Here is a 20,049-nt window from a genome sequence, read left to right on the forward strand (position 1 = left end):
CCGCCTTGAGTTCATCGCGCGGTGTGCTGGCCTGTTGAGCAGATGGGCCGGGGGCTATCGTTTGCTGCTGCTCGAAAGCAACCATTGCTCTCTCCTTCCGTGTTTCAAGGGTGTGGCCGTCTTTTAAGCTAAAATTATGCCATATTTAAGTATTTGTTATTTTTAATATTTTTGTGGAATTTGATCCAATAGCGTGCGTATTGGGCCGGTGCAATCCCCAAAATGGTGCGTGACCCCATCAGACCAGTGGCCGCGTAAGCCAGCATGACAACCTCTCTTTGGAAACGGCTATGACCCTCTCATCCGGTACGCTGTACGTGGTGGCAACGCCCATCGGCAATTTGGAAGACATCACCCTGCGGGCGTTGCGCATCTTGCGCGAGGTTGACTATATCGCGGCGGAAGATACTCGCCATACCGGCCAGCTTTTACGGCATTTTGAAATTGATAAACCCCTGTTGTCGCTCCATGAGCACAATGAGCGGAATCGAGTGGCGCAGATTGCGGAGCTGTTAGCGCAGGGTAAAAACGTCGCGCTGGTGTCCGATGCCGGAACCCCGCTAATCAGCGATCCGGGGTTTCCCCTGGTGCGTGAACTACGCCAGCGCAAATTATCGGTTGTGCCGATTCCGGGGCCGAGCAGCGTGTTAGCTGCCTTGTCGGTGGCCGGGTTGCCGACGGATCGTTTCGTTTTTGAGGGGTTTTTACCGGCGAAAAGCACGGCCCGGCGTGAACGGCTGCGGGCGTTGGCAGGGGAGCAGCGCACCCTGATCTTTTTCGAGTCCAGTCATCGGGTGAGTGACTGTTTGGCGGATATGGTCACGGAGATCGGCGGCGAGCGTTTGGCGGTTATCGCCCGCGAATTGACCAAGCGATTTGAAGACGTGCATGGCGCGACCTTGGCCGAATTGGCGGGATGGCTCAGCGCCGATCCCAACCGAAACAAGGGCGAATTCGTGGTTTTGGTGCAGGGTGCGCCAAGCGCAACCGAAGCCGATACGCCGGAGACTCGGCGACTGTTAACGGCATTACTGGCGGAATTGCCAACCAGCCGGGCAGTGGTGGTGGTCGCTAAATTGACCGGCTTGCCTAAACGGGCGCTTTACGATTTGGCGATCACGCTGAATGGGTCGTTGGCAATGGCTAATGACTGATGACTACTTGCCAATTGTTAGCTTGACATGGACACTACGCGCGGGAACCGGCTGGACGGTCGCTGTATCGCTTGCGGTATGGAGGAAAGTCCGGGCTCCACAGGACAGAGCGCCAGGTAACGCCTGGGCGGCGTAAGCCGACGGAAAGTGCCACAGAAAACACACCGCCTAAGTTCGCAAGAACCGGCAAGGGTGAAAAGGTGCGGTAAGAGCGCACCGCGCGACTGGCAACAGCCGTGGCAGGGTAAACCCCGCTCGGAGCAAGACCAAATAGGGGGGCATATCGCGTGGTCCGCGCGGCTCCCGGGTAGGTCGCTACAGGCGCTTGGCGACAAGCGTCGCAGAGGAATGACCGTCCTCGACAGAACCCGGCTTATAGGCCGGTTCCTTTTTTTCTCTCCCCCCAAAATAGCGCGTTCAATAGATTGGTATTTGTCGCTCCAGCCTGAATTTAGCTGCTTTTTTAGGCGCTATTTGCCCCACCAATTCTTTGAAATTCGGTTGTCTGAACCAGACTACATTTTTTCATAATTTTTTAACAATATGTTCTTAAAAAGAATTTTATAAATTCTCTTTTTAGAAGCATTCCTTGACATCCACAGTCTGGCGTCCCTATAGTTAGTGGCGAAAAGTGGCGAAAAGTGGGAAAAAGTGGGATATAAGATCGGCTGGTCGTCTCGTAAGGAAGTGATTAGTGTTTCGAGGCATTCATCGCATCGCGTTGGATGGCAAGGGTCGATTATCAGTGCCGGCCGCCTATCGCCAGCGTTTATTGGATACTGTCGGGGGTCAACTCGTGCTGACAGTTGATCGGGATGGCTGCCTTCTATTGTATCCCGTGGATGTGTGGGAAGGGATTGAGCGCAAATTAATCGAACTCTCCAGCCTCAATAAACGCGCCCGTGCTTTAAAGCGTTTGATGATAGGACATGCCGAGGAGTGCCAGCTCGATACAGCCGGCCGTATTTTAGTGCCGGGGCCATTGCGGGACTTTGCCAATCTGGAAAAGCAAATCGTGCTGGTCGGGCAGGGGAACAAATTTGAGATCTGGAGTGAGCAGGCTTGGCAAGCGTGGTGCGAGGCTGAACTGGCCAACGAGAGCGATGATGAAACCACTCCCGATTTGGCGGTGCTGGCATTTTGAATGCCCTGATTCCGTCGCTCCATCGACCCGTTTTGCTGGCGGAGGCATTGGCCGGGCTGGCCATTCGGCCTGATGGGCATTACATCGATGCCACCTTTGGTCGGGGGGGACACGCGGCGGCCATATTGGCGCTGTTGGGGCCGACCGGTTCATTACTGGCCTTGGATCGCGATCCCAGTGCGGGGGAATGGGCAAAAGAAAAATTTACAGGTGACAACCGGTTTCAGTTTATCCAGGCCTGTTTTAGCCGATTGGCCGAGGTTGTTACCAAACGAGATTTGTTAGGCCGGATTGATGGGGTTTTACTCGATTTGGGAGTTTCATCGCCGCAGTTGGATGATCCGGCGCGCGGGTTCAGCTTCAGTCGGGATGGCGCGCTGGATATGCGGATGGACCCCACCAGCGGTCAGAGCGCAGCGGACTGGGTGAATCAAGCGGATGAGGCGGAGATTGCGCGGGTACTGATGGAGTTTGGCGAAGAACGGTTTCATCGTCGGATTGCGCGGATTCTCGTCGCTGCTCGCCAGCAAACGCCGATTGTCAGCACAGCGCAACTTGCGCAGATCGTGGCCGGTGCGGTGCCGACTCGCGAACCCGGCAAACATCCCGCTACACGGGTGTTCCAGGCTATTCGGATCGCAGTTAACGAGGAACTGGACGAGCTGAGTGAAGCCTTACCGCAAGTTGTCCGAGTGTTGGGTTCCAGAGGGCGGTTGGTCGCTATTAGCTTTCACTCGCTGGAGGATCGGATGGTCAAGCGCTTTATGCGAGAGCAGGCACGCGGGCGGGAGTTGCCACTGGATTTGCCAGTTCGCGGTGTGCCGGAAGGCATTAGCTTACGAGTGATTGGCCGGGCAGTGCGTCCTCACGAGGCGGAGATTGCGACGAATCCGCGTGCGCGTAGCGCGGTCTTGCGGGTGGCGGAAAAAGTTTAATGAAGAAAGAGGTGGTGCTGGTCGCCTTGCTAGCTGTTGCCGTATTGGCTTCAGGAATCGGCGTGGTTTACACGCGACACATCAACCGTCAGTTGTTTATCCAATTACAAAAATTGCATGTTGAGCGGGATAATCTGGAAGTCGAGAGGGAGTTACTGCAACTGGAGCAAAGTACGCTGGTTACCGATGCAGCTGTAGAAGATATCGCGCGAAGGCGCCTCAATATGCTGACGCCCGATCCTGGCGAGGTTTTTTATATTACCCCCCATGAATAAATCGTTTACCCGAAAACCCCGATGGCGTGCGCTGGCGCGCCAAGCCCTGAAGACATTCCCGGTTGTGAGCCGCCGGGTTTTAGTGCTGTGGTTGGTGTTCGCAATGGCGGGAAGCATGGTGGCCCGCGCTACCTATCTGCAACTGGTTCACAACGATTTCTTGCAGGAACAGGGCAACGAACGCTTTTTGCGCGTGGTCGAGGTGCCGGCGCATCGAGGGATGATTTTGGACCGCAACGGGGAACCGCTGGCCGTAAGTTCGCCGGTTGATTCGATTTGGGCCGAGCCTAGCGAGCTTTTGCGACAGCGAGAGCGTTGGCCCAGTCTGGCGGCGGCGCTTAAGTTGCCGCTTAGCGAGCTGGAGGAAAAGCTGGCGGGTCGTGACGACAGCAAGTTCGCCTATCTGCGTCGCCATCTGGCGCCCAATTTGGCGCAGCAAGTTCTGAAACTGAAAATCCCCGGCGTCCACGCGAAGCGGGAGTATCGGCGTTACTACCCCGACGCAGAAGTCACCTCCCATTTGCTGGGATTCACCGATATTGATGACGCGGGTCAGGAAGGTCTCGAAAAGGCGTTTGACCCGCAGTTAAAGGGTATTCCCGGCCGTAAGCGGGTTATCCAAGATCGCATGGCTCGCATTGTCGAGGATGTGGAAAACGTCCAGGCGCCGCAGCCTGGCAAGCCAGTTGTCCTCAGTATTGATCGCCGATTGCAATATCTGGCCTATCGGGCGCTCAAGACCGCCGTGGCTGAAAATAAGGCCAGTGCCGGGGCCGCCGTGATTGTGGATGCGCGTACTGGAGAAGTGCTGGCGATGGTGAGTCAGCCTGCCGGCAATCCCAATAACCGCGCCGAGCTGCACAGTGAACTGCTGCGCAATCGAGCTATAACGGATGTCTACGAGCCGGGTTCGACCGTCAAACCCTTTACCGCTGCTCTTGGGCTGGAAAGCGGCAAATGGTCTCCAGGTACGCGGGTCAGTACCAGCCCGATGATGATTGGGCGCTATTCCGTGCGTGATACCCACAACTATGGCGTGCTTGATGTCACGCGCATTATTAGCAAATCCAGCAATGTTGGCGTCAGCAAGATCGCCTTATCCATGCCGGCGCAAAAGTTATGGCAGCTCTACCAAGATCTTGGTTTCGGATCGCAGACCAAGGCGGCGGCGTGGGATGGTGAGCAGTCTGGCGTGCTCCGCCATTTCAGCAAATGGGGAGAGATCGGCCATGCCACACATTCGTTCGGCTACGGTTTTTCGGTCACGATCCTGCAATTGGCGGAAGCCTATACGGTGCTGGCGGCTGATGGGATGCGCCGACCATTGACGTTGCGCAAGCGTGAGGGACCGCTTGGTCCTGATGAACAGGAACGTGTATTGAACGCTTCCGCCGTGCGCCAGGTACGGGCCATGATGGAACAAGTCATCAGCGAACGGGGCACCGGATTAAAAGCCGATGTACCAGGATACCGGGTCGCCGGTAAGACCGGCACGGCGCGCAAAATCTCCGGTGGGCGTTATATCAGCAATCGCCATGTTGCCCTCTTCGCCGGCCTGGTGCCGGCCAGTGATCCCCGGCTGGTGATGACCGTGCTGATTGATGATCCGAAGGGTGGCGCTTATTACGGCGGTACGGTGGCGGCGCCGGTCTTTAGCAAGACCATGGGAGCGGTCTTGCGGATCATGAACATCACGCCAGACGATATGCCCTCCATGAAAATTGCCGGGACCGTTCAGCCGGTTGGTGCCTTACCTTGAGGGCGACTCTCGCTACCCCCACCTTGGGCCAGCTATTGGCGGGTTACACCCCGATATCCGCTGCGTGGGCCGCTGAACCGATCACCGGCCTGGCGACCGACAGTCGCGTGATCCGGCCGGGCGAGGTGTTCTTCGCGCTGCGCGGTGAGAAGCACCATGGCCTGAAATTTTTCGACGCTGTTCAGGCGGCGGGTGCTGCGGCGGTCGTCTGGGAACCGCCCTACGACAATTCGGTAACAATCAGCGGACAAGAGATCCCCTTAGTGGCGGTGCCGCAACTGCGCCAGAAATTGGGGCCGATCAGTGCCCGCTATTGGGGCGAGCCTTCACGACACTTACGGGTGGTGGGGATCACTGGGACTGATGGCAAGACCTCTTGTGCCCATTTCATCGCTCAGGCGCTCAGCGATAACGATTCGGCAGCCTGCGGTATTCTGGGTACGTTAGGCATCGGTAGCTACGGCCGAGTCCAGCCCTCAGTACACACCACGCCGGACCCGTTGGCGGTGCAGAGTTGGTTGGCTGGGTTGCGCGCCGCCGACCGGCGCTGTGCGGCGATGGAAGTTTCCTCCCATGCCCTAGAGCAAGGCCGGGTGAATGGGATTGAATTCGCGGTGGCGGTGTTGACCAATCTTACCCGTGACCATTTGGATTATCACGGCAGCTTGGAGGCCTACGCAGCAGCCAAGCGCCGCTTGTTCCTGGAGCACCGGCCACACTGGAGCATCCTGAATCTGGATGATGCTTTCGGCAGGCAATTGACGGTTGATTTGCACCCTTCGGCTCACAAGGTCGGTTACGGGTTCAACGCACGGCCGGATGAACTAACCCATTTCGTGGGCTGTGACTCCTTGGTGCTGACGCCTGCCGGTTTGCGAATGCAGGTACGATCTTCCTGGGGAGACGGTGAGTTACAGGTTGGTTTACTGGGGCGATTCAATGCCCACAACCTATTGGCGACCCTGGCGACCTTGTTGGTTCTGGATATGCCGTTCGCCGAGGCCATGGAGCGGGTGGCACGAACCGCGACCGTCCCTGGCCGAATGGAACGGTGGGGTGGGGTAGGGGGACAGCCGTTGGTGGTGGTGGATTATGCCCATACCCCACATGCGCTCGAACAGGTATTGAGCACCCTGCGAGAGCACGGTGGCCGACGGCTGTGGTGCCTATTTGGCTGCGGAGGCGACCGCGATCCCGGCAAGCGCCCGCTGATGGGTGCGGTGGCCGAGCGCTTGGCGGCGCGAGTGATCGTGACCGATGACAACCCGCGCACCGAAGATCCTGACCGCATCGTCAGCGATATCCTGGCCGGTCTCCATAATCCCGACAATGCCCTCGTCATTCGTGACCGGCGCGCTGCTATCGAGCGTGCGCTAACGGATGCAGACGCCGACGATATCGTGTTGGTGGCCGGTAAAGGTCATGAGGATTATCAAATAATCGGTACTGAACGGTTACCGTTCAGTGATCGGATGATCGTGCGTCAGTGCTTGGCGTCCGATCATCAGGATGAGGCCGCGTGAATGGTTGATGTATTTTTTTCACCCATGAGTTTGCTGGAAGCCACTCGCTTGCTGAAAGGCGAGCTTTTCGGTGCCGATGCGACATTCAGCGAGGTCAGCACCGACAGTCGGCGCTTACCGGAAGGCGCTTTGTTCGTGGCTTTGTCCGGTCCGAATTTCGACGGCCATGACTTTATCGCAGCCGCCAGAGCGCACGGCGCGTGCGCCGCATTGGTCAGCCGACGGGTGGACGATCCGCTCCCGCAAGTGCGGGTAGCCGACACACTGCTGGCATTGGGGCAGTTGGGAGCGGCGTGGCGCGAGCATTTTACCGGTCCTTTAATCGGCTTGACCGGCAGCAACGGCAAAACCACCGTCAAGGAAATGATCGCCGCGATCTTGCGGGTGCGAGGCCCGACGTTGGCAACCGAGGGTAATCTCAATAACGACATCGGCGTGCCTTTGACGTTGTTGAAGCTGCGTCGGGAACATGCCTACGCAGTGATTGAGATGGGCGCCAATCATCCGTGTGAAATCGCCTATCTGACCGGTCTGGCGCAGCCTGATGTGGCGCTCATCAATAACGCTGGCCCCTGTCATCTGGAAGGTTTCGGCGATGTGACCGGGGTGGCGCGCGGCAAGGGCGAGATTTTTCAGGGACTTTCTGTGAATGGGGTGGCGGTCATCAATCGCGATGATCCGCACGCCGATTATTGGAATAGTTTGAATCCACAGCGGCGGATCATCGATTTCGGGCTGGAGCAACCCGCGACCGTCAGCGGCCAACTGCTTGATGCCCCCAACAATCATTTCCGGCTGGGGATTGGTGCTGAAAGCGTCGAGATTCGCTTGCCATTGCTCGGTCGCCACAACGTCCGTAATGCGCTGGCGGCGGCGGCGGCAACCACAGCAGTCGGCGCGACGCTGGAGGACATACGCCAGGGCCTTGAAAGCTTGCAAGTGGTCGGTGGTCGGTTACAGCGGCTACGCGGTCGCCATGGTGGAACGGTGATCCACGATGCGTACAACGCCAATCCGGCTTCTCTCGCTGCGGCATTACAGGCTGTGGGAGTCGAACCAGGGCGCAAGTGGCTGGTGTTGGGCGACATGTGGGAGCTGGGTCCAGCAGCGGATGATCTGCACGCTGGCTCCGGCCGGGATGCTCGATCCGCCGGATTCGAGCGCCTGTATGGACTTGGCGAGCATAGCCAGGCGGCAGTAACCGCCTTTGCGACGGGTGGTCGGCATTTCATGGCGCTGGAACCATTGCTTGCCGCATTGGCAAACGATCTCAACGAAGGTGGCGAGCCGCCGGTGGTGCTGGTTAAAGGCTCGCGTGGTATGCGGATGGAGCGCGTGGTGACGGACTTGGTGGGTCCTGGCGAACCGACAATGAATCCAGGGGAGCACGGCTGATGCTGGTTTTACTGGCCGAGTGGCTGACGAATAATTTTTATACTGGATTCAATGTCTTTCAGTATTTGACATTGCGCGGAATCTTGGGAACGCTGACGGCATTGTTGATCTCTCTCATCGTCGGGCCAACCATGATTGAGCGGTTGAGCCATTATCAGATCGGTCAGCATATCCGCGAGGATGGTCCGAAAAGCCACCTGTCAAAGGCCGGTACTCCGACCATGGGGGGCGCGTTGATCCTGGTGGCTATTGCAGTCGCTACCCTACTGTGGGCTGACCTGCGCAACCATTATGTCTGGATCGTGCTGCTCACTACCTTGGCGTTCGGGGCCATCGGTTGGGCGGATGACTATAAGAAATTGATCTTGCGTAACTCGAAGGGGTTGTCGGCGCGCGCCAAATATTCCTTGCAGTCAGGAGCCGGCCTGATCGCCGCGCTGTTGTTGTATTTCACCGCACAGGCCCCCATCGAAACGCAGTTGATCGTGCCATTTTTCAAAAACGTCGCGTTGAATCTCGGTTGGTTTTTTATCCCGCTGACCTATTTCGTCATCGTCGGTGCCAGCAATGCCGTCAATCTGACCGATGGCCTGGATGGGCTTGCCATTGTGCCCACTGTCATGGTGGCCGGTGCGCTCGCGGTGTTTTGCTATGCCTCTGGCAACCGCATTTTCGCCGGCTATCTGGATATTCCTTACGTGGTGGGCGTCGGCGAGGTCTTGGTGATCTGCGGGGCCATGGTCGGTGCTGGTCTGGGATTTCTCTGGTTTAACGCCTATCCCGCCCAGGTCTTTATGGGCGATGTTGGCGCCCTGGCGTTGGGGGCCGCGCTGGGCGTGATTGCGGTCGCCGTCCGCCAGGAACTGGTGCTGTTCGTGATGGGTGGCGTCTTTGTGATCGAAACCGTGTCGGTCATTCTCCAGGTCGGCTCGTTCAAACTGACCGGCCGACGAATTTTTCGGATGGCACCTCTCCACCACCATTTTGAATTAAAGGGTTGGCCGGAACCTCGGGTTATCGTCCGGTTTTGGATCATTACCATTATTTTGGTATTGATCGGCTTATCAACCTTGAAGATCCGCTAAGGAGATTGGTGGATGTTGGCATTGGACGGGATCACCTTGGTGGTCGGACTCGGCAAAAGCGGTGTGTCGGCGTTGCGGGCGCTGACGGCGCTGGGCGCTACTGTGGCGGTGGCCGATAGCCGACAAGATCCGCCAGGATTGACCACGTTTCGCGCCGAGTTTCCTGCCGTACCCTGCTATTTAGGGCCTTTTGATCCGGCGCTGTTCGCGGATGCGACACGGTTATTGGTCAGTCCAGGCGTGGCGATAGCCACGCCGGCTATTGCAACAGCAGCGGCACGCGGCATACCAGTGTGGGGTGACATTGAGTTACTGGCTCGGCTGAGCCAGGTGCCGGTGGCGGCGATCACCGGTTCCAACGGCAAGAGCACGGTAACGACGCTGCTGGGGCAAATGGCTTTACAGGCCGGTATCCACGCGGCGGTCGGTGGTAATCTGGGTACTCCGGCGTTGGATTTATGGCTGAGCCAAGAGCGCAACCGGCTTACCGCCGATCCCTTGCGTTGCTACATCCTGGAACTGTCAAGCTTCCAGTTGGAAACCACGACTAGCTTGAATGCGCGGGTGGCGACGGTGCTGAACATCAGCCCCGACCACATGGATCGTTACGCCACGCTGGAGGACTACATCGCTGCCAAGCGGCGGATATTCCGGGGTGGTGGCACGATGGTGGTCAACGCCGATGATCCGGCAGTCATGGCAATGGTCGAGCCGGGACGACAGGTGGTACGGTTTAGCTTGAGCGCGCCGGGTACAGACGATTTTGGTGTGCGTCAGCTTGGGGGCAAACCGTGGCTGGCACGCGGTGAGGAACCTTGGATCGCGGCGTCGGAGCTGACGATCAGTGGCGACCATAATCTTGCTAATGCGCTGGCGGCGCTGGCCATGGGCCATGCACTGGGGTTATCACGCGCGGCAATGTTAGCAGCCCTGCGCGAGTTTACGGGTCTGGCGCACCGCACCGCGCTGGTGTTGGATCAGGCTGGGGTACGCTGGTTTGACGATTCTAAAGGGACCAATGTCGGCGCGACGGTAGCGGCGGTTCGTGGACTGCCCGGCCCAGTCGTGCTGATTGCCGGTGGCGACGGCAAAGGCCAGGATTTTGCACCGCTGCGGGCGGCTTTAGCGGGTAAGGCGCGGGCGGTGGTGCTGGTCGGGCGCGATGCGCCATTGATCGCTGATGCCTTGGGCGATAGCGTGCCGATTCGATGGGCGAACGACATGGATCAGGCCGTCGCCCAGGCGGCGGATTGTGCGAAGACTGGCGATAGCGTGTTGCTGTCCCCGGCTTGCGCCAGCTTTGACATGTTCAGCGGTTATGAAGAACGGGGTGCGGTCTTCGCTGCTGCCGTAAGGAGGCTGGCTGGATGTTGAATCCCACGCTGGGCGCTTATGGAACGCAGAGCCGCCTACCTCGAGCGGGCGAAGGCCGTAGCGCGTTGCCATTTCCCGATCCGTGGATTCTGGTGGCCACTGTCTTGCTGTTGGCTTTTGGTTTACTGATGGTCGCTTCCGCTTCGATCCCGATTGGCGCCGATCCGAAGAGTGGGCATGGCCAACCGTTTTATTTTCTGATCCGCCAAGGCGCTTTTGTGTTGATCGGGTTGCTGGCTGCTGGCATGGTTTTCCAAATCCCGGTACTGCGCTGGCGGCAGGCTGGGATTTTGCTGTTGCTGGCGGCGATTGGCCTGCTGGGGCTGGTGTTGGTTCCTGGCATCGGCAAGGAGGTTAACGGCAGTATTCGCTGGATCGGTGCCGGTCCTATCAATGTTCAGGTATCCGAGATCGCTAAGCTATTCACGCTGGTCTATCTGGCCGACTACCTCAAGCGCCATGGCAACGAATTGCAGACCAACCATTTCAAAACCTCGGCAATCGCTCTTGCACGGCCGATGGGCGTGTTGGCGATTCTGGCGGTCTTGCTGCTGATGGAACCCGATTTCGGCAGCGTCGTGGTGCTGCTGATCGCTGCGCTCGGTATGGTGTTTTTGGCGGGGGTCAATCTTTGGCAGTTCGGCGCTTTGCAGGTCGGGACGGCGGCTGTCATGGCCGTGCTCATTTTCTCTTCTCCCTATCGTCGAAACCGGGTGTTGAGCTTTCTGAGTCCATGGGACGATCCCCTTGACAAGGGCTACCAACTCGTACAATCCCTGATTGCGATTGGCCGGGGTGAACTGCTTGGTGTCGGTTTAGGAGAGAGCGTGCAGAAGCTGTTCTATTTGCCGGAAGCCCACACCGATTTCCTGTTCGCGGTTTTGGCCGAGGAGTTGGGCTTGGTGGGCATCTTGATCGTCGTTGGCTTGTTTATGACGTTGGTTTGGCGGTCGTTTGAGATCGGGCGGCGATCTGAGCGCTTAGGGATGAACTTTTCCGCCTATCTGGCGTATGGCATCGGGCTTTGGTTCGGAATCCAAGCGCTCTTTAACATGGGAGTCAATATGGGCGTTTTGCCGACCAAAGGCTTGACTTTGCCGCTGATGAGCTACGGGGGCAGCAGTGTGGTGGTGATGTGCGTGGCCCTGGCGTTGTTGCTGCGTATTGATGTCGAGACGCGCGCCGGCGGGGTACACGGCGAATGAACACAACTCGACCGGTGTTAATCATGGCCGGTGGCACAGGTGGTCACGTTTTTCCGGCGCTAGCGGTGGCTGAACGGCTGCGTGGGCGCGGGGTGCCGGTGGTTTGGATGGGTACCCAACGTGGCTTGGAGGCGACCTTGGTGCCAAAGGCGGGGATTCCGATGGAGTGGATCGGGGTAAGCGGCTTGCGCGGTAAGGGAGTACGTCGCTTATTGGAGATGCCTTTGATGCTGGGGCGTGCCGTGTGGCAAGCCGGGATCATTTTACGGCGGCTGCGTCCGTGTGTCGTTTTAGGAATGGGTGGTTTCACCAGCGGCCCTGGGGGCATGGTGGCACGTTCATTAGGCATCCCGTTGGTTGTTCACGAGCAGAACGCTATCGCGGGGCTGACTAACCGTTGGCTGGCGCGGGTTGCTGATCGGGTCTTGGAGGCATTCCCCGCGACCTTTCCAGCCGCTCGGTGCGCGGTGGCGGTCGGTAATCCGGTGCGGGAATCTATCGCGTCATTGCCACCACCGGCCGAGCGATTTGCCGGGCGTTCCGGCCGGGTGCGCTTGCTGGTGGTCGGTGGCAGCCAAGGCGCGCTGGCGCTAAACCAACTGGTGCCGCAAGCGTTGGCGCTGTTGGACGCAAGCGAGCGCCCGGAGACCTGGCATCAAGCGGGTGGACGGCTGCACGCGGCGGCGGAAACCGCCTACCGCACTGCCGGTGTGGCGGTGCGGCTGACCCCCTTTATCGACGATATGGCAGCAGCTTACGGTTGGGCTGATTTGGTGCTGTGCCGAGCCGGTGCCTTGACCGTTGCCGAGTTGGCGGCGGCGGGTATTGGCTCAATCCTGGTGCCATTCCCCTTCGCGGTGGACGATCACCAGACCGCCAACGCTCGGTTTTTGGAGCAGGGTGGAGCCGCACTGATCCGTCAACAAGCCGAGTTGACCCCTGAAATGCTTGCCGGATTATTACGTGAAGCGCTCGGTGACCGAGGGCGGTTGCTGGGCATGGCCGAGGCTGCGCGCCGGCTGGCCAGATTGGAAGCCGCCGAGCAGGTTGCCACCGTCTGTCTGCAACAAGCGCGCCCCTGACCGATGACGGTGATGATGGACAACACAAGAGAAAACGACATGGGCAAACCGAGTTTGGCGGCAATTCCAGAGGCATGGCGCGATATGCGCCGTATTCGCCACATTCATTTTGTCGGTATCGGCGGCGCTGGCATGAGCGGCATCGCCGAAGTGTTGCTGAATTTGGGCTATACCGTCTCCGGGTCGGATTTGAAAGCTAGCGCGGTTACCGCTCGTTTAGTCGAGTTGGGGGCGACATTTTGCCAGGGGCATCGGGCCGAACATGTCGCCGGTTGTGATGTCGTGGTGATTTCCAGTGCGGTCGCCGAGGATAACCCGGAAGTTATGGCGGCGCGCGCCGTGCGGGTTCCCGTGGTGCCGCGTGCGGAGATGCTGGCCGAACTGATGCGGTTCCGCTACGGCATCGCGGTGGCCGGTACCCACGGCAAGACTACGACCACCAGCTTGATCACCAGCTTACTGGCTGAAGGTGGCCTGGACCCAACCTTTGTGATCGGTGGACGCTTAAACAGTGCCGGTGCCAACGCCCGGCTTGGTGGTGGTCGCTACCTGGTGGCCGAAGCGGACGAGAGCGATGCCTCGTTCCTGTTTTTACAGCCGATGGTCGCGGTAGTGACCAACATTGATGCTGATCATTTATCGACTTATGGTGGTGATTTCGAGCGTTTGCGCGAGACCTTTATCGAGTTTCTCCATCATTTGCCGTTTTACGGGCTGGCGGTTTTGTGTACGGATGATCCGCAGGTGCGGGCGATTTTGCCGCGAGTAAGCCGACCGGTGTTGACCTATGGCACCAGTGAAGATTGTGATGCTCGGGCTACCGATATCGTGCAGGAAGGGCTACGCACTCGGTTTTTAGCCCATCTGCCTAACCTGCGGGCGCCATTACCGATCACTCTTAATCTGCCAGGACGCCACAGTGTGCTCAATGCCCTGGCGGCATTGGCCATCGCCCACGAATTGGGGGTTGCAGAAACCGCCATCCGGCGCGCATTGCAAAATTTCCAGGGGATCGGTCGCCGGTTCCAGCAGCATGGGGAGTTGGTGTTAGCCGACGGCGGCCGTGCCACCGTGATGGATGATTACGGTCACCATCCTCGCGAGGTGCAGGCGGTACTGAGTGCGTTACGCGGCGCCTGGCCGGAACGGCGTTTGGTGCTGGCTTTCCAACCCCACCGCTATACCCGAACCCGCGATTTGTTCGACGACTTCGCCCTTGTGCTATCGGAGGTAGACACCTTGCTGTTGCTGGACGTGTATCCGGCTGGCGAAAAACCGATTCCCGGCGCGGATGGCCGCAGCCTTAGCCGGGCCATCCGCGCCCGTGGCAAGGTGGAACCCATTTTCGTCGAGCACACCGCGGATCTGCCGGACCTATTGCCGGATTTGCTGCGCGATGGCGATTTGCTGTTGCTGATGGGTGCGGGCGACATCGGGGCGATGGCCGTGCAGTTGGGGCGCGATGGCTTGCCGGGCACTCACTGAACGCGATGGCCTGAGGCAGGCATTTGGGTATGACACTGAAGGGGGAGCGGATGCAACAAGCACGGCAAACAGCAGTGACCGATCCGGCGGTATTCGGCAAAGTAGCCGTCCTAATGGGCGGCTGGTCGGCGGAGCGCGACGTTTCGCTCAGAAGCGGCGCGGCCGTGCTGGCGGCTTTGCAAGCGCAACAGGTGAATGCGCACGGTATTGATGCTGACCGTCAGGTTCTCAATGTGCTGGTGGCCGGCAAGTTTGACCGGGTTTTTATCGTCCTGCACGGACGTGGCGGTGAAGATGGCGTGATTCAGGGTGCGTTGGAGATTCTTGGTCTGCCGTATACCGGTAGCGGTGTGATGGCGTCGGCGCTGGGCATGGACAAGCTACGCACCAAACAGCTTTGGCTGGGAATAGGGTTGCCGACCCCGCCTTACCGGGTGGCTACCCGTTTGGATGACCTGAGCGCTGCCGCGCGCGATCTGGGGTTACCGCTGGCGGTGAAACCTTCCCGTGAAGGTTCCAGCATCGGGATCAGTCGGGTTGACAAGCTCGATCAATTGTCAACCGCCTGGGAGAGTGCCGCCGCTTGCAATTCGCCGGTCTTGGTCGAACCCTGGGTACAGGGAGAGGAATATACCGGTGCTGTCCTACAAGACGAGGCTTTGCCACTGATTCGCCTGGAGACCCCGCGCCTGTTCTACGACTACCAAGCCAAGTACCACGCCAACGACACTCGTTATCTCTGTCCGTGTGGCTTACCCCAGGCGCGAGAAGCCGAATTACGCGATTTGGTGCGCCGCGCCTACGCGGCAGTGGGCGGTTACGGTTGGGGGCGGGTGGATGTGCTGGTGGATGCTCAAGAGCGGCCTTGGCTGTTGGAAGTGAATACCGTCCCCGGCATGACCGATCACAGCTTGGTGCCAATGGCGGCCCGCGCCGTGGGTTTGACCTTTGAGCAACTGGTTTGGCGCATTCTCGAAACCAGTTTGTCACGAGCGGATTGAGCGGCTAACACCATGGCATTCCAAAAAAAACGCCGACGGGGCGCAACCTCGCTCAAGCGCGAGCCTGCCGACGGGCTGCAACGGTGGAAAACCGTTTGGGGTCCGCCGCTACGCTGGCTGGGTGTGCTGCTCGTGGTGGCGGCGGTGGGCTATGGTGTGCAGATTGGCAGCGAGCGATTGCGCGAACCCGGCGCGTTTCCGCTGCGCTATATCCAGACTGAGGGTGAATGGCGCAACTTGGTCAAAGCGGATGTTCATGCGGTTGCCGAGGCTTATATCGGGCAGAATTTTTTTGTGGCTAATCTGGATGAATTGAATACGGCGTTGGCTACCAATCCCTGGATCGAAACCGTGGCGGTGCGGCGCTGGTGGCCGGATACCGTGGAAATCAGCCTGCGCGAACGCACGGCCTTCGGCTATTGGGGCGAGCGGGAGATGGTCGATGTTAACGGTGTTCGATTCCAGCCGACCATCGTGCGCCAAGCCGGCCCTTGGCCAAGGCTGGTTGGCCCCGATGGCCACGAGAAGGCTTTGATCGAAGCCTATCGACAAACCCGTGCTCTGCTCGACCCGCTTGGCTTAAAGCTCATACGGTTAGTGCAGGATGAGCGCCGAGCCTGGTGGTTGACGTTTGAGAACGGCCTGGATGTCCGTCTGGGACGCGAGCAATTTGCTCAGCGGTTACAGCGACTGGCGCAAATTTATCCGCGGTTGCTGGCTCCTCAGATCGACCGGATCGCAGTGGTGGATTTGCGTTATCTCAATGGGTTTGCCGTCCGCTGGAAAGCGGAACGACCAGCCCCGCTAGCTGGTTAGACGGTGATGGGGAATGGAGCGGTGATGCCCAAAAAAGAAGAGAAAAATTTGATTGTCGGACTTGATATCGGCACGTCGAAAGTGGTGGCTATCGTCGGTGAGGTGAGTCCTGACGGCCAGATCGAGGTGGTCGGGATCGGTTCGCATCCGTCGCGGGGGCTGAAGAAAGGTGTGGTGGTCAATATCGAATCCACCGTCCAGTCGATCCAGCGCGCGGTTGAGGCAGCCGAACAGATGGCCGGCTGCCGAATCCATTCAGTGTATACCGGTATTTCCGGTAGCCATATTCGCGGGCTTAATTCTCACGGGGTCACTGCGATCAAGAACCAGGAAGTGACCTCGGAAGACGTTGACCGGGTGATGGAGGCGGCGCGGGTGATCGCGATTCCGGCCGACCAGAAAATTCTCCACATCCTACCCCAGGAATTTATCGTCGATAATCAGGAAGGGATTCAAGACCCAGTTGGGATGGCCGGTGTGCGGCTGGAAGCGCGAGTCCATGTTGTCACCGGTGCGGTTAGCGCGGCCCAGAACATCGTCAAATGTGTGCAGCGCTGTGGACTTGAAGTTGACGATATCATTTTGCAGCAACTGGCCTCCAGTCGAGCCGTGCTCACTCAGGATGAAAAAGATCTGGGGGTCTGCCTGATGGATATCGGCGGTGGGACAACCGATCTGGCGATTTTCACGCACGGTGCGATCAACCACACCGCAGTCATCCCTATCGCCGGTGATCAAGTGACCAACGATATCGCGGTCGCTTTCCGCACGCCGACTCAATCGGCCGAAGAGATCAAGATCAAGCACGCCTGCTGTGTCAAGCAGTTGGCCCGGCAGGACGAACGGATCGACGTGACCAGCGTCGGCGACCGGGCGGCCCGCACGCTCACCCGTCATGCGTTGGCCGAAGTGGTCGAGCCACGTTACGAAGAGTTGTTCGAGTTCGCGCAGGTGGAACTCCAGCGTAGCGGTTTTGAGAGTTTGATTGCCGCTGGGGTGGTGCTGACGGGTGGCAGTTCCAAGATGGATGGGGTCGTGGAACTGGCTGAGGAGATTTTGCATGTTCCCGTGCGCTTGGGCTATCCCCACGAAGTGGCGGGCTTGCCGGATGTGGTGCGCAATCCGGTTTATGCGACTGCGGTCGGTCTGTTGCTGTTTGGCAATGAGAACCGGCCGATCAGGCCAAGCCCGATATCGCGGGTCGGCCGCAGAGGATTATGGGCGCGTATGAAAAATTGGTTCCAGGGTAATTTTTAGCATGATCAGCGAAGCTTGGGTCGATGATAGTCAGATCCGTAAACCTATGAGTGAGGAGAGTGCCGTTATGTTCGAATTGATGGATGCCAAGACGGAAAATGCGGTGATCAAGGTCATCGGGGTCGGTGGGGGTGGGAGCAACGCCGTCCAACACATGATCAGCGCTAGCGTTGAAGGCGTGGATTTCATCTGTGCCAACACCGATGCCCAAGCCCTGAAAGCCTGCACGGTGCCGGTCACCCTGCAAATGGGTACCAACATCACCAAGGGCTTGGGCGCCGGCGCTAATCCAGATGTTGGCCGGCAAGCGGCCCAAGAGGATTGCGAGCGGATCAAGGAAGTCCTGCAAGGCGCTGACATGGTGTTCATCACGGCCGGTATGGGCGGCGGCACCGGCACGGGCGCGACGCCGGTAGTGGCACAACTGGCGCGCGACTTGGGAATCCTGACGGTCGCGGTCGTCACCAAGCCCTTCCCCTTCGAAGGCAAGAAGCGGATGGAAGTCGCGATGCGCGGTATCCGTGAGCTGAGCGAAACGGTGGATTCGCTGATCACGATTCCGAATGAAAAGTTGCTCACCGTACTGGGTAAGAGTGCCAGCCTGTTGGATGCCTTCAGGGCCGCCAACGATGTGTTGCTGGGCGCGGTTCAGGGCATCGCCGAACTGATCACCCGTCCTGGCCTGATCAACGTCGATTTCGCCGATGTCCGTACAGTCATGGCCGAAATGGGGATGGCGATGATGGGGACGGGCCGCGCAGTCGGCGATGGCCGGGCGCGTGAGGCGGCGGAAGCGGCGATTGCCAGCCCGCTGTTAGAGAACGTCAACTTGGCGGGCGCCAAGGGGTTGTTGGTGAACATCACCTCCGGCATGGATTTAACCATCGGTGAATTCGAAGAGGTGGGCAGCACCATCAAGGAATTGGCTGCCGATGACGCCACCGTGGTGGTCGGTACCGCTATTGATCCGGAAATGCATAATGAAATCCGGGTGACCATCGTGGCCACCGGCATCGGCCAGGGTGTGCCGGCCAAACAGGGCAGTGCCAAGGAAAAGGAAGCGGCGATCCCGCCGTTCAAATTGGTTCAGCGCCAACATGATAGTGAAGCGCATTTACGCCATGATCGGCCTAGCGTCCGCCAAAAGCCAGTTGGCGACATGGCGAGCGAACGGGAGCGGGCCGATGAGTTGGAGTATCTTGATATTCCAGCCTTTTTGCGCCGTCAAGCCGATTAAGTTGCAAGGCGTTTTATCTTAGCCGGGGAGGGCTGCCAGTGGAGGGCGCCTCTCGTTTGTAATGACCCTTTAGAGCAGGGATTTCGCAAACAAACAACAAATTGAGTTGTTAAAGAGAAACATAAGTTGCGAAATAGCCACTAAATGTGGTAGTTTGCGCGTCACCTGATGAAGGCATATTGGCAGCCACCCAGCAACACCCTGGCCGGTTTTGCCAAGAGCGTGTAGCGCTCCAGGATGCCCTGCTCCAAATTCAATCGACGTGTTGGGGGACCTAACATGATTAGGCAGCGAACCTTGAAAAATGCCATCCGGGCAACCGGTGTTGGCCTACACACCGGCGACAAGGTGTATTTGACATTGCGGCCGGCGGCGCCTGATAACGGGATCGTGTTCCGGCGCGTGGATCTGCCTGAGCCGGTGGAGATCAAGGCGTGTCCGCAAAACGTTGGGGAAACGCAGCTATCGACCTCGTTGGTCAAGGGAAAGGCCCGGATTTCCACGGTCGAGCATCTGTTGTCGGCATTTGCCGGTTTGGGCATCGATAATGCCTATGTCGATGTGAGCGCGGCCGAAGTGCCCATCATGGACGGTAGCGCCGGCCCCTTCGTTTTTCTGATCCAATCGGCCGGGATTCAAGAACAAAATGCCTCCAAGCGCTTTATCCGTATCAAGCGACCGGTGATGGTCGAAGACGGTGATAAATGGGCGCGTTTCGATACCTTCGATGGCTTCAAGGTTGACTTTACCATTGCATTCGATCACCCCCTTTTCAAAGGGCGTGATCAGCGCGCGGCGGTCAATTTTTCCACCACATCCTTCGTCAAGGAAGTCAGCCGCGCGCGCACCTTCGGCTTTATGCGTGATCTCGAATATCTGCGCGAGCGCCGGTTAGCTTTGGGCGGTACGCTCGATAACGCCGTTGTCGTTGACGATTACCGAATCCTCAATGAAGACGGTTTGCGTTACGAAGACGAATTCGTCAAACACAAGATTCTGGATGCAATCGGTGATCTTTATCTCCTGGGGTGCAGCCTCATCGGCTCTTTTACCGGCTATAAATCGGGCCATGCCCTGAACAATCGGCTACTGCGAGCGCTGCTGGCGGATCAGGCGGCCTGGGAAGAAGTGACTTTCACCGACGAGCGGCAAGTGCCGATCTCCTATCTGCAACCGGCCCAAGCAACCCGCTGAGCAGAGTAGGGCCTGCGATTCCCTCCATCTTGCAGTTTTCTGCGGCGGCTTTCCGGATCAACCTGGAAGGTCGCCGTCGTTTTTTGTGACTTGTGCGATGATGACTGGTTTCAGGCAAAAATCCGCTC

At 58.5% G+C, this 20,049-nt stretch carries 17 protein-coding genes and 1 other RNA gene; all 18 read left to right on the top strand.

Annotation, left to right across the window (positions count from 1 at the left end; genetic code table 11):
- Positions 1-290 precede the first annotated feature (290 nt).
- The 18 genes from rsmI (at position 291) to lpxC (ending at position 19,921) form a co-directional block, all read left to right on the top strand.
- Positions 291-1,154, top strand: a complete 864-nt coding sequence (rsmI, locus tag BN873_RS02880) for a 16S rRNA (cytidine(1402)-2'-O)-methyltransferase (RefSeq protein ID WP_048670467.1) — start codon at positions 291-293, stop codon at positions 1,152-1,154.
- Positions 1,155-1,197: 43 nt separating this feature from the next.
- Positions 1,198-1,546, top strand: an RNA gene (gene rnpB, locus BN873_RS18715) — RNase P RNA component class A.
- A gap of 302 nt (positions 1,547-1,848) precedes the next feature.
- Positions 1,849-2,298, top strand: a complete 450-nt coding sequence (gene mraZ, locus BN873_RS02885) for a division/cell wall cluster transcriptional repressor MraZ (RefSeq protein WP_048670468.1) — start codon at positions 1,849-1,851, stop codon at positions 2,296-2,298.
- Entirely contained in the window at positions 2,295-3,233 is a 939-nt protein-coding gene (rsmH, locus tag BN873_RS02890; RefSeq protein ID WP_242434359.1) for a 16S rRNA (cytosine(1402)-N(4))-methyltransferase RsmH, read from the top strand. Before mraZ ends, rsmH begins: the two co-directional genes overlap by 4 nt.
- Positions 3,233-3,508 (top strand): cell division protein FtsL, encoded by a 276-nt coding sequence (gene ftsL, locus BN873_RS02895; RefSeq protein ID WP_048670469.1) that lies wholly within the window; start codon positions 3,233-3,235, stop codon positions 3,506-3,508. Before rsmH ends, ftsL begins: the two co-directional genes overlap by 1 nt.
- A complete protein-coding gene (locus BN873_RS02900; RefSeq protein ID WP_082161056.1) occupies positions 3,501-5,267 on the top strand; it encodes a peptidoglycan D,D-transpeptidase FtsI family protein in 1,767 nt (588 codons plus the stop codon). The genes ftsL and BN873_RS02900 overlap by 8 nt, the downstream gene beginning before the upstream one ends.
- Positions 5,264-6,790 (top strand): UDP-N-acetylmuramoyl-L-alanyl-D-glutamate--2,6-diaminopimelate ligase, encoded by a 1,527-nt coding sequence (locus tag BN873_RS02905; protein WP_053085211.1) that lies wholly within the window; start codon positions 5,264-5,266, stop codon positions 6,788-6,790. Before BN873_RS02900 ends, BN873_RS02905 begins: the two co-directional genes overlap by 4 nt.
- The gene (locus BN873_RS02910; RefSeq protein WP_048670471.1) at positions 6,791-8,185 is read left to right on the top strand and encodes a UDP-N-acetylmuramoyl-tripeptide--D-alanyl-D-alanine ligase; all 1,395 of its coding nucleotides are present in this window, start codon (positions 6,791-6,793) and stop codon (positions 8,183-8,185) included.
- The gene (gene mraY, locus BN873_RS02915; protein ID WP_048670472.1) at positions 8,185-9,270 is read left to right on the top strand and encodes a phospho-N-acetylmuramoyl-pentapeptide-transferase; all 1,086 of its coding nucleotides are present in this window, start codon (positions 8,185-8,187) and stop codon (positions 9,268-9,270) included. Before BN873_RS02910 ends, mraY begins: the two co-directional genes overlap by 1 nt.
- A 12-nt stretch (positions 9,271-9,282) precedes the next feature.
- Positions 9,283-10,644, top strand: coding sequence for a UDP-N-acetylmuramoyl-L-alanine--D-glutamate ligase (murD, locus tag BN873_RS02920; protein ID WP_048670473.1), 1,362 nt, complete (start codon positions 9,283-9,285; stop codon positions 10,642-10,644).
- Positions 10,638-11,849, top strand: a complete 1,212-nt coding sequence (ftsW, locus tag BN873_RS02925; protein WP_082161057.1) for a putative lipid II flippase FtsW — start codon at positions 10,638-10,640, stop codon at positions 11,847-11,849. Before murD ends, ftsW begins: the two co-directional genes overlap by 7 nt.
- The gene (murG, locus tag BN873_RS02930) at positions 11,846-12,931 is read left to right on the top strand and encodes an undecaprenyldiphospho-muramoylpentapeptide beta-N-acetylglucosaminyltransferase (RefSeq protein WP_048670474.1); all 1,086 of its coding nucleotides are present in this window, start codon (positions 11,846-11,848) and stop codon (positions 12,929-12,931) included. The genes ftsW and murG overlap by 4 nt, the downstream gene beginning before the upstream one ends.
- Before the next feature lie 39 nt (positions 12,932-12,970).
- Positions 12,971-14,416: a UDP-N-acetylmuramate--L-alanine ligase gene (murC, locus tag BN873_RS02935; RefSeq protein WP_048670475.1), complete on the top strand. Its 1,446-nt coding sequence runs from the start codon at positions 12,971-12,973 to the stop codon at positions 14,414-14,416.
- Positions 14,417-14,445: 29 nt separating this feature from the next.
- Positions 14,446-15,417: a D-alanine--D-alanine ligase gene (locus BN873_RS02940; protein ID WP_277921584.1), complete on the top strand. Its 972-nt coding sequence runs from the start codon at positions 14,446-14,448 to the stop codon at positions 15,415-15,417.
- A 12-nt stretch (positions 15,418-15,429) separates the two neighbouring features.
- Positions 15,430-16,233: a cell division protein FtsQ/DivIB gene (locus BN873_RS02945; protein WP_048670477.1), complete on the top strand. Its 804-nt coding sequence runs from the start codon at positions 15,430-15,432 to the stop codon at positions 16,231-16,233.
- A gap of 24 nt (positions 16,234-16,257) precedes the next feature.
- Positions 16,258-17,490 carry a cell division protein FtsA gene (gene ftsA, locus BN873_RS02950; protein ID WP_048670478.1) on the top strand — a complete coding sequence of 411 codons (1,233 nt, stop codon included), beginning with the start codon at positions 16,258-16,260 and terminating at the stop codon, positions 17,488-17,490.
- 67 nt (positions 17,491-17,557) lie between these two features.
- The gene (gene ftsZ / locus BN873_RS02955) at positions 17,558-18,727 is read left to right on the top strand and encodes a cell division protein FtsZ (RefSeq protein WP_048670708.1); all 1,170 of its coding nucleotides are present in this window, start codon (positions 17,558-17,560) and stop codon (positions 18,725-18,727) included.
- A gap of 279 nt (positions 18,728-19,006) precedes the next feature.
- Positions 19,007-19,921, top strand: coding sequence for a UDP-3-O-acyl-N-acetylglucosamine deacetylase (gene lpxC, locus BN873_RS02960; protein WP_048670479.1), 915 nt, complete (start codon positions 19,007-19,009; stop codon positions 19,919-19,921).
- Positions 19,922-20,049 lie beyond the last annotated feature (128 nt).

This window comes from Candidatus Competibacter denitrificans Run_A_D11 (assembly GCF_001051235.1).
GTDB classification, from domain to species: Bacteria; Pseudomonadota; Gammaproteobacteria; order Competibacterales; family Competibacteraceae; genus Competibacter_A; species Competibacter_A denitrificans.